At 70.3% G+C, this 8,660-nt stretch carries 3 protein-coding genes; all 3 read right to left on the minus strand.

Annotation, left to right across the window (positions count from 1 at the left end; all coding sequences use genetic code 11):
- Positions 1-100: 100 nt before the first annotated feature.
- The 3 genes from ACH413_RS34920 to ACH413_RS34930 are packed head-to-tail and all read right to left on the minus strand — an operon-like array spanning position 101 to position 8,641.
- Complete coding sequence (locus tag ACH413_RS34920; RefSeq protein WP_360038213.1) at positions 101-1,099, minus strand: carbohydrate kinase family protein; 999 nt, start codon at positions 1,097-1,099, stop codon at positions 101-103.
- A 2-nt stretch (positions 1,100-1,101) separates the two neighbouring features.
- Positions 1,102-2,301 carry a methionine adenosyltransferase gene (gene metK, locus ACH413_RS34925; protein ID WP_360038216.1) on the minus strand — a complete coding sequence of 400 codons (1,200 nt, stop codon included), beginning with the start codon at positions 2,299-2,301 and terminating at the stop codon, positions 1,102-1,104.
- 43 nt (positions 2,302-2,344) lie between these two features.
- Entirely contained in the window at positions 2,345-8,641 is a 6,297-nt protein-coding gene (locus ACH413_RS34930; RefSeq protein WP_360038219.1) for an SDR family NAD(P)-dependent oxidoreductase, read from the minus strand.
- Between the last annotated feature and the right edge of the window lie 19 nt (positions 8,642-8,660).

Raw genomic sequence — 8,660 nt, forward strand, 5'->3', positions numbered from 1 at the left:
TGCGGCCGAACTCGTGGAGTGACAGATCGGCCACTGCGAAGTCAATGCCGTTGCGGGTCTGCAACCGTTCCGCGGTCATCGCGAAGTCCTCCAAGAAGCTTCAGAGAGCGAACTGTCCGGTGTGGACAGTTCGGAACAGATTGGCCTCGGCCGCGGCCACCGGGCCGTAGGCTTCGGTGAACCGGTCGGCGAACCGCGCGGGATCGACCGAGTACTCCTGCGAGCCCTGGGACTCCAGGACGAAGGTCGCGAGCGTGCAGCCGAGCTGCATCGACCGCTCGGCCGGCAGTCCCTGGTCGAGACCGGAGAGGAAGCCGGCGCGGAACCCGTCGCCGACCCCGGTCGGGTCGACGACCTGCTGAGCCGCGACGGCGGGCACGTGCACGGTCGGCATGCCCGCCATCTCCAGCCGGACGCCCTTCTCCCCCAGCGTGGTGATCCACGCCCCGACCCGGTCGAGCACCTCGGCCTCGGACCAGCCGGTCTTCGACAGCAACAGGTCGTGCTCGTAGTCGTTGGTGAACAACCAGGTCGCGCCGGTCAGCAGCGAACGGATCTGGTCACCGTCCATTCTGGTCAGTTGCTGCGAGGGGTCCGCCGCGAACGGATGGCCGTCGCGCACGCACTCGGCGGTGTGGCGCAGCATCGCCTCGGGGTCGTTGGGCGAGACCAGCACCAGGTCCAGTCCCCCGAGCCTGTCGGCGACCGGCGCGAGGTCGATGTGCCGGGCCTCCGCCATCGCGCCGGTGTAGAAGGACGCGATCTGGTTCTGGGCGTCGTCGGTGGTGCACAGGAACCTTGCGGTGTGGCGGGTCTGCGACACCAGCACCGACGCGGTGTCGACGCCGTGGTCCTCCAGCCAGGCCCGGTACTCGGCGAAGTCCCGGCCGACCGCGCCGACGAGGGCCGGCTGGGAACCGAGCAGGCCGAGACCGAAGCAGATGTTGGCCGCGACGCCTCCCCGCCGCACCTCCAGCGCGTCCACCAGGAACGACAGCGACACGGAGTCGAGCCTGTCGGCGAGGAGCTGGTCGGCGAAACGGCCGGGGAACACCATGAGGTGATCGGTGGCGATCGAACCGGTGACGGCCAGGCGCATCGTCAGCCTCCGTTCACGAGGTCGCGCAGCGCGTCGGCACGGTCGGTCGACTCCCAGGGGAGGTCGACGTCGGTGCGGCCGAAGTGGCCGTACGCGGCGGTCGGGGCGTAGATCGGACGGAGCAGGCCGAGGTCGCGGATGATCGCGGCCGGACGGAGGTCGAACACCTCGGCGATGGCCTGCTGGATCTTGATCGGGTCGACGGTCTCGGTGCCGAACGTCTCGACGAACAGGCCCACGGGGGCCGCCTTGCCGATCGCGTACGCGACCTGGACCTCGACCCGCGAAGCCAGACCGGCGGCAACGGTGTTCTTCGCGACCCAGCGCATCGCGTACGCCGCCGAGCGGTCCACCTTGGACGGGTCCTTGCCGGAGAACGCGCCGCCACCGTGACGGGCCATGCCGCCGTAGGTGTCGACGATGATCTTGCGACCGGTCAGGCCCGCGTCACCCATCGGACCGCCGATGACGAACCGGCCGGTCGGGTTGGTCAGCAACCGCACGTTCGTCGTGTCGATGTTCAACTCAGCGAGCTCCGGAGCGACGACGTGCTCGCGCAGGTCGACGCCGAGCAGGTTCTCCAGGTCGATGCCGTCGGCGTGCTGGGTGCTGATGACGACGGTGTCGAGGCGCACGGGCTGGTCACCCGCGTACTCGATGGTGACCTGCGTCTTGCCGTCCGGGCGCAGGTACGGCACAGTGCCGTCCTTGCGGACCGCGGTCAGACGGCGGGAAAGCCTGTGCGCCAAGGCGATCGGCAGTGGCATCATCTCCGGCGTGTCGCTGCACGCGTAGCCGAACATCAGGCCCTGGTCGCCGGCACCCTGCCTGTCGATCTCGTCGTCGGCGCCCTCGACGCGGTTCTCGAACGCCGTGTCGACGCCCTGCGCGATGTCCGGGGACTGCGCGCCGATCGCGACGTTCACGCCGCACGAGTGGCCGTCGAAGCCCTTCGCGGACGAGTCGTAACCGATCTCCAGGATCTTCTCGCGGACGATCGTGGGGATGTCCGCGTACGCCTCGGTGGTCACCTCACCCGCCACGTGCACCTGACCCGTGGTCACCAGCGTCTCCACGGCGACGCGGGAACGCGGGTCCTCGGCCAGCAACGCGTCCAGGATCGAGTCACTGATCGCGTCACAGATCTTGTCCGGGTGGCCTTCGGTCACCGACTCACTGGTGAACAACCTGCTGTTGGTCATCGCAAAGCACTCCTTGCAGATGGGTGGGGGAAAGCTGTCGGGACTAAGCGGCCGGCGAAACGACGTCCGAGCTGTGCGCGTAGATCTCGTCGCACAGGCGAAGCACCTTCTCCAGCGACTGGGGTGCGGTCATCACGTCCGCGTGGCTGCTGGTGTCGACCACGGTCTCGCGGAAGTCGTCGATCTGGGACTTCCAGTCGTGCCAGTACTCGACGCCGTCCATCCCGGGCAGCTCCGGGTTGGCGAAGAGCACCATGTAGTCCTTGAACTCGCCGAAGAACTCGCCGCTGCGGTTGCGGAAGTAGTGGCAGGACACCGAGTCCGGCCGGGGCAGCCGCGACGTCACGTAGTTCTCGCCCTGCATCGCCTCGAAGTACTGGGCGAGCGGGACGACCTGCTTGCGCAGCTGCGCCTCGGTCTTGGTGATCCCGGCGGCCAGGGCGGCCTTGATCAGCGAGTCGAGGAAGTCCGAATAGGACAGACTCGGGTCGACCTCGTCCCTGTGCAGGATCGGGGTCGCGCCCTCCGTGTTCAGGCTGTTGTTGCCGAGCACGAGGTTGACGGCGCGGAACGCGGAGACCTTGGCGACCGCGTCCGGCTCGGTCCTGCCGCCCTGCATGATGGCGTTGACCTGGTTGGTCGCCGGGGCGTCCAGGGAGTCGAGCATGACCAGGGTGTTCACCTCCGCACCCTGCAGCTGGAGCTGCCGCACGACCTCGTAGGCCAGCAGGCCTCCCAGCGAGAACCCGCCGATGTCGTAGGGCCCCTCCGGTTGCACCGCGCGGATGAGGGACGCGTAGTGCCTGGCCATCGGCACCTGGCCGCCGAGGATCTCGCCGGCCCCGGCCCATCCCTTCGGCTGGATACCGTAGAACGGGCGGCCGGAACGCTCGGCCAGCGGGCGGTAGGACTCGACTCCCCCGTTGCCGTGGTGGATCCAGAAGACGGGCCTGCCCGCACGGCCCCGGTTCATCTGGACGAGCTCGGGATGGTCCTCCAACGCCACCACGGGCGCGGACGTCGCGCCGACAGCGGCGAGAACATCGCGCAGCGACTCACATTCCGCGATGACGTCCAACGACAGGGTGTCGTCGACGTGCTTCCTCAGCTGGGACAGGAACTGGGCCATGAAGATCGAGTCGAAGCCGTAGCGCCGCAGGGGCGCGTCCAGCTCCAGCTGCGCGGGCTCCAGTTCGAGGACGTCCGCCAACAGCGCCGTGACCTGCTCGGCGACTGTGCCGGGAGCCTCGTCGTGCTGGACAGGAACGGTTTCGGGCACCTCGACGGGAACAGTCACGGCCCTCGGCTGACGAACGGCACCGTCGCTCTCGGCGACGAGGACCTGCCACCCGGACGCGTCCTCGGCGGCGGCGAAGACACCGCGGAAGCCCTCTTCCGCCAGCGGCCGTCGCCACCCGCTCCCCTGGTCGGTGAGCAGCAGGATCCCGTTGGCCCGCAGGGCGGCCTTGACGTTGCGCAGGGCGATGCGGGGGCCGTGCCGCAACCCGGTCGCGACGACGACGTCGAACGAGCCGGCCTGGAGACCTTGTGCGGCAAGAGGTTTCTCGACGTCGAACACCTGGGTCTCGAAGTAGTGCGCCGTCTCGCCGAACTCCTGCCGGGCGGTCGCCAGGAACTCCTCGGAGTCGCCGGTGTAGCAGTAGGTTTCGAGGTGGTCCCTCCACGCACCGAGGTGGCGCAACACCGTGTTGCCGGCCTCTCCGATCTCCAGCACCCGCAGCGTGGTCATGGGGTCGTCCGCCACGCGGTGCCGCACGTAGTCGACGAGCGATTCCGCCAGAGCCTTGCTCACGTCGCCGGCGATCGGTTCGACCGCCACGCTGCTCGCGGGGTGATGACCGGCCGGCACGGGCGCGACGTGCTCGATCACGTCCTCGCCGAGAAGTCCGTCGAACGCGCGGGTGCTCGTCACCTTCATCATCGCCAGCTGGGAGCGCTGGGAGCCCAGGAGCGTGTCGTAGGCGGCCATTCCCTCGGCGGGTTCGATCGACGCGACACCGCCCTTGGCCATCCGCTCGCGGTGGGCCTCGTCGGCGGCGACGCCGACGCCGCCCCAGTAACCCCAGTGCATCACCTTGACGGGGCAGGACAGCCGGGTGCCCAGGTGCTCGGCGTAGGCGTCGGCGAACGTGCAGCCGGCCGCGTAGTTGGCCTGTCCGGGTGAGGTGAGGAACGACTGGAGCGAGGAGAAGAACACGACGAAGTCCAGTGGCTCGCCCGCGAACACCTCCGCGATGGTGGTCGCGACATCGGCCTTGGCGGCGTAGGTCGCGCCGAACCGCTCCTCGTCCATCCGCGCCAGGCTCTGGTCCCCGAGCACGATGGTGGAGTGCAGCACTCCCCGCACCGGGCCGTAGCGACGCACGATCTCGTCACGGGCCCGGCTCAGCGCCACCGGGTCGGTCGCGTCGGCCTGGATGTAGTCGGGGGCGGGTCCGTGGGCCGCCAGCCGGGTGCGCAGGCCCTCGATGCGGTCGTCGAGAGGACGACGGCCGATCCACACCACCCGCGCCTTGTGCCGGCGGATCAAGTGCTCCGTCCACACGACACCGATGCCGCCCGCGCCGCCGATGGCCACGACCACGTCGTCCGGTCGCAGGTCCTCGTGCACGGGTCCGGACGGAACCGGCTCGGCCAGCTCCACCAACGACTGGCGGTACCACTCGCCGTCACGGCGTGCCAGCACCGCGCCTCCCGGCTGCGGGGCCAGTTCCAGCACCTCGTGCCACGGAACCGGCTGCCCCGCGGGCACGTCCACGACCCGAACCGGCCACTGTGGACACTCCTGGGCAAGTGAGCCGAACAGGCCGTGCAGGCCGGCCCCAGCCGGGTCGGTATCGCTGTCGCCAGGCAGGAGCCGCGCCTGCTCGGTGATCACGGTCCAGCCGATCTCCCTGCTGTCACCGCCTGCCGCCTGGACCGCCTTCACCAGCAGGAACGCCGCGCGTGCGTCCGCCTCCAGCACCACCACGTGCGTGGCGTCGGCGGGGAACGCCGAGGTCGGGTCGTCCAGTACGGCAGCGTTCGGCCGGATCGCCCGGAAGGAGGCGTGGTGTTCCGCGCTGCCACCGAACAGCACGACCTTGTCGTTCTCGGCTGGCCACGGGGCGACCGGCTCCACGCTGGCGGCGTCCCACGCCTGCGTCATGAGGCACGTCCGGCCCTCCGCGGGCGCCCTCAGGGTCTTGATGCTGAAGCCGAGCAGCCGCACCCGGACGAGGCCGTCGTTGTCGCAGACGTCGATGTCGAACCGGTGCACGTCACCACCGCGGTCCTCGGTGGCGCGGCGGATCACGGCCCAGCCGTCCGCCGGAGTCGCGCCGCGGACCTCGACCTCGCGCACCGCGAAGGGCAGCGCGAGCCGGCCGGCCCCGTCGTTCTCTCCGCCCCACGCCCCGAGAACGGCCTGGAAAGCGCCGTCGAGCACGCTGGGGTTGAGCACCAGCGGCGACACGGCCTCGCTGGGCACGGTCAGCCTCGCCACCGCCACACCGTCGCCCTGGTGCAGCGAACGCACGGCGCGCAACGACGGGCCGTAATTCATGCCGAGGCGTTCGTAGGTCTCGTAGAACTCGGCGGAGTCCATGACGCGCGGGCACGAACCGAGCAACCCCTGCACGTCGATCTTCTCGGCGGTCGTGGCGAGCGCCGCGTCGACCTGCCCGACGCCCTGGGCGTGGACCGTCTCCGCACCTTCCACCCTCACCTCGAACGCGCCGTCGCCGGCCGAGAGGCGCACCTCGACGCCGCACTGCCCGGTGACCTCGATGGGCCGCAGCCAGCACAGGTCACGCAGCCGCACGCCCGCATCGCCACCGGTCAGCGCCTCCCGCGCCAGTTCGAGGTAGGCGGCCGCAGGCAGGACCGGAACTCCGCGCACGAGGTGATCGCGCACGTAGAACTCGTTGCCGCTCAACGCGTGCGGCTTCGGGCCGCTCGGCTGGGCGACAGCACGGGGAGCGTTGTCGGCGATCCAGAAGCGGCGCAGGTTGAACGGGTAGGACGGCAACGGAATCCGGCGCGGCGGAGTCCCGCCGTGCAACCGGCGCCAGTCGAAGTCGAAGCCACCGGCCCACAGTTCGAGCAGGCGCGACAGCTTGCCCTTGGCGACCCAGGTGTCCATCGCGGCGGCGATGTCCTCGTCCGCGGCGAGCGCCTTCCACAGCGCGTTCGGCTGCGGGCTGCCCGTGTGCACGTGCCCAGGCGTCTCGCCGGAAACGAACGCCCGCAGCACTTCCCGCAGTTCCTCCACGGTCCCGGCGGTGAAGGCGAGTCGTTCCGCCATCGCCACCCTGCCGACCTGGAGGGTGTACGCGATGCTCGCCAGGTCGCTGTCGGACGGCGCGTGCTCGTCGATCCAGGTGAGCAGCTGCTGGGCGCGGGCCACCAGGGTGGTGGACTCCTTGGCGGACACCACGAAGGCGAACGGCCCCTGCTCGGCGCTCGTCTCGGCGGGTGCGCGGTACTCCTCGATCACGACGTGCGCGTTGGCACCGCCGAAGCCGAACGAGCTGATGCCGGCCCGGCGCGGAAGCTCATTGCCGTCGGCGTCGAGCGGCGCCGCCCAGGGCTGTCGTTCGCGCACCAGGAAGAACGGGCTGCCGTCCAGCTCGACGTAAGGGTTGACGGTCTCGCTGTGCAGGCTCTCGACGAGCGTGCGGTGACGCATCTGCAGCAACACCTTGAGCACGCCGGCCACCCCGGCGGACAGTTCCAGGTGCCCGATGTTTGTCTTGACCGTGCCGATGCCGACGTGGCTGCCGGTGACCTCGGCCCCGTGGTCGGCGTAGAGCTCGCGGAACGCCTCCCGCAGACCGTTGATCTCGACGGGATCGCCGAGCTTCGTCCCGGTGCCGTGCGCCTCGATGTAGCCGACCGTGCGCGGGTCGATGCCGGCCCGGCGGTGGGCGTCGAGGATGACCTTGGCCTGGGCCCTCGGATTCGGTGCGGTCAGCGAGTTGGCGCGGCCGCCGTGGTTGACGGCGGTCGCCCGGATCACGCCGTGGACGTGGTCGCCGTCGCGTTCGGCGGCGGACAGCCTCTTCAGCACGAGCATCCCGATGCCCTCGCCGCGGGAGTAGCCGTCGGCGCGGTCGGAGAACGACTTGCAGCGGCCGTCGTCGCTGAGCATCCCCGCCCGGCCGAAGCTGATGTGGCCGTCCGGCACGAGCACGGTGTTGACCCCGCCCGCGACCGCGAGCGAGCACTCGCCCCGTTCCAGCGCGGAGACCGCCCGGTGCAGCGCGACCAGGGAGCTGGAGCAGGCCGTCTCGACCGGTTCGCTCGGGCCGTGCACGTCGAGGAAGAAGCTCATCCGGTTGGGACCGATGGACGGCACGGTGGCCGTCGCGGCCACGCCTTCCCCGCCGCGCGCGTGGTCCTCGATCAGCCGCTGGTAGCCCGTGCCCGCGGTGCCCACGATGATGCCCAGATCGCCGCCGGCCAGTGCGGAAGCCGCGTATCCGGCATCCTCCAACGCCTTCCACACGTGCAGCATGAGCAACCGGTGCTGCGGGTCCATCAGCCGGGCCTCGCGCGGCGCGATGCCGAAGAACTCCGGGTCGAAGTCGGCGACGCCGTCCATGAACCCGCCCCACTTGACGGTGGTGCGGCCCTCCTCCGCGAACGGGTCGCCGTACAGCTCCTTCCAGTCCCAGCGGTCGGCGGGCACCTCGCTGATGCAGTCGCGGCCCTCGGACAGGTTGCGCCAGAAGGCATCGAGGTCGTCCGCCTGCGGGAAGCGGCCGCTCATGCCGATGATCGCGATCGGGTCCGTTCCCCGGTCGGCGGGGACGGGCACCTGGCGCGGAGGTGATGCGGGGACACGAACGGCGGCGCGGACCGGTTCCTCCACCACTGCGACGGCGGCACGGACCGGTTCCTTCACCACCGGGGCGGCTGCGGGACGCAGGCCGAGGCGGTCCGCGAGCCGGGCGCCGTGCTCACCGGCGATGTGCGCGGCCAGCTCGCGCAGGTTGGGGTGGTCGAACATCGTGGTGGGCTTGATGTCGACGTCCAGCGCGTCGTTCACCATGGTCGCGAGCTGGGTGATGATCACCGAGTCGAGGCCGTACTCGCTGAGGTCGACGTCCACGTCCAGGTCGTCGGCGCTCACCTTGAGCAGCTGCCGGACCTTGTCCGCCAGCACGTCGCAGACCCGGTCCCGCAGGACGTCCGGATCGATGCCGGGGGTCACCGCCGGCTGGGCGGGCCCGGCCTCCTGCAGCTGCCTGGCCAGGCGTACCGCTTCCGCCTTGTCGATCCGGCCCTGACTGACCAGTTCGTACAGCTGGGTCACCGAGGTGACGCGGTGGCTCATGTCGGGCTCCGTTCGCGTT

This window comes from Lentzea sp. NPDC020367, assembly GCF_044387305.1.
In the GTDB taxonomy this organism is placed as follows: Bacteria; Actinomycetota; Actinomycetes; order Mycobacteriales; family Pseudonocardiaceae; genus Lentzea.

Excerpts from the sequence above, each read along its gene's own strand:
- metK (WP_360038216.1), bottom strand. The coding sequence starts at position 2,301 with ATGACCAACAGCAGGTTGTTCACCAGTGAGTCGGTGACCGAAGGCCAC.
- ACH413_RS34920 (WP_360038213.1), bottom strand. The coding sequence starts at position 1,099 with ATGCGCCTGGCCGTCACCGGTTCGATCGCCACCGATCACCTCATGGTG.
- ACH413_RS34930 (WP_360038219.1), bottom strand. The coding sequence starts at position 8,641 with ATGAGCCACCGCGTCACCTCGGTGACCCAGCTGTACGAACTGGTCAGT.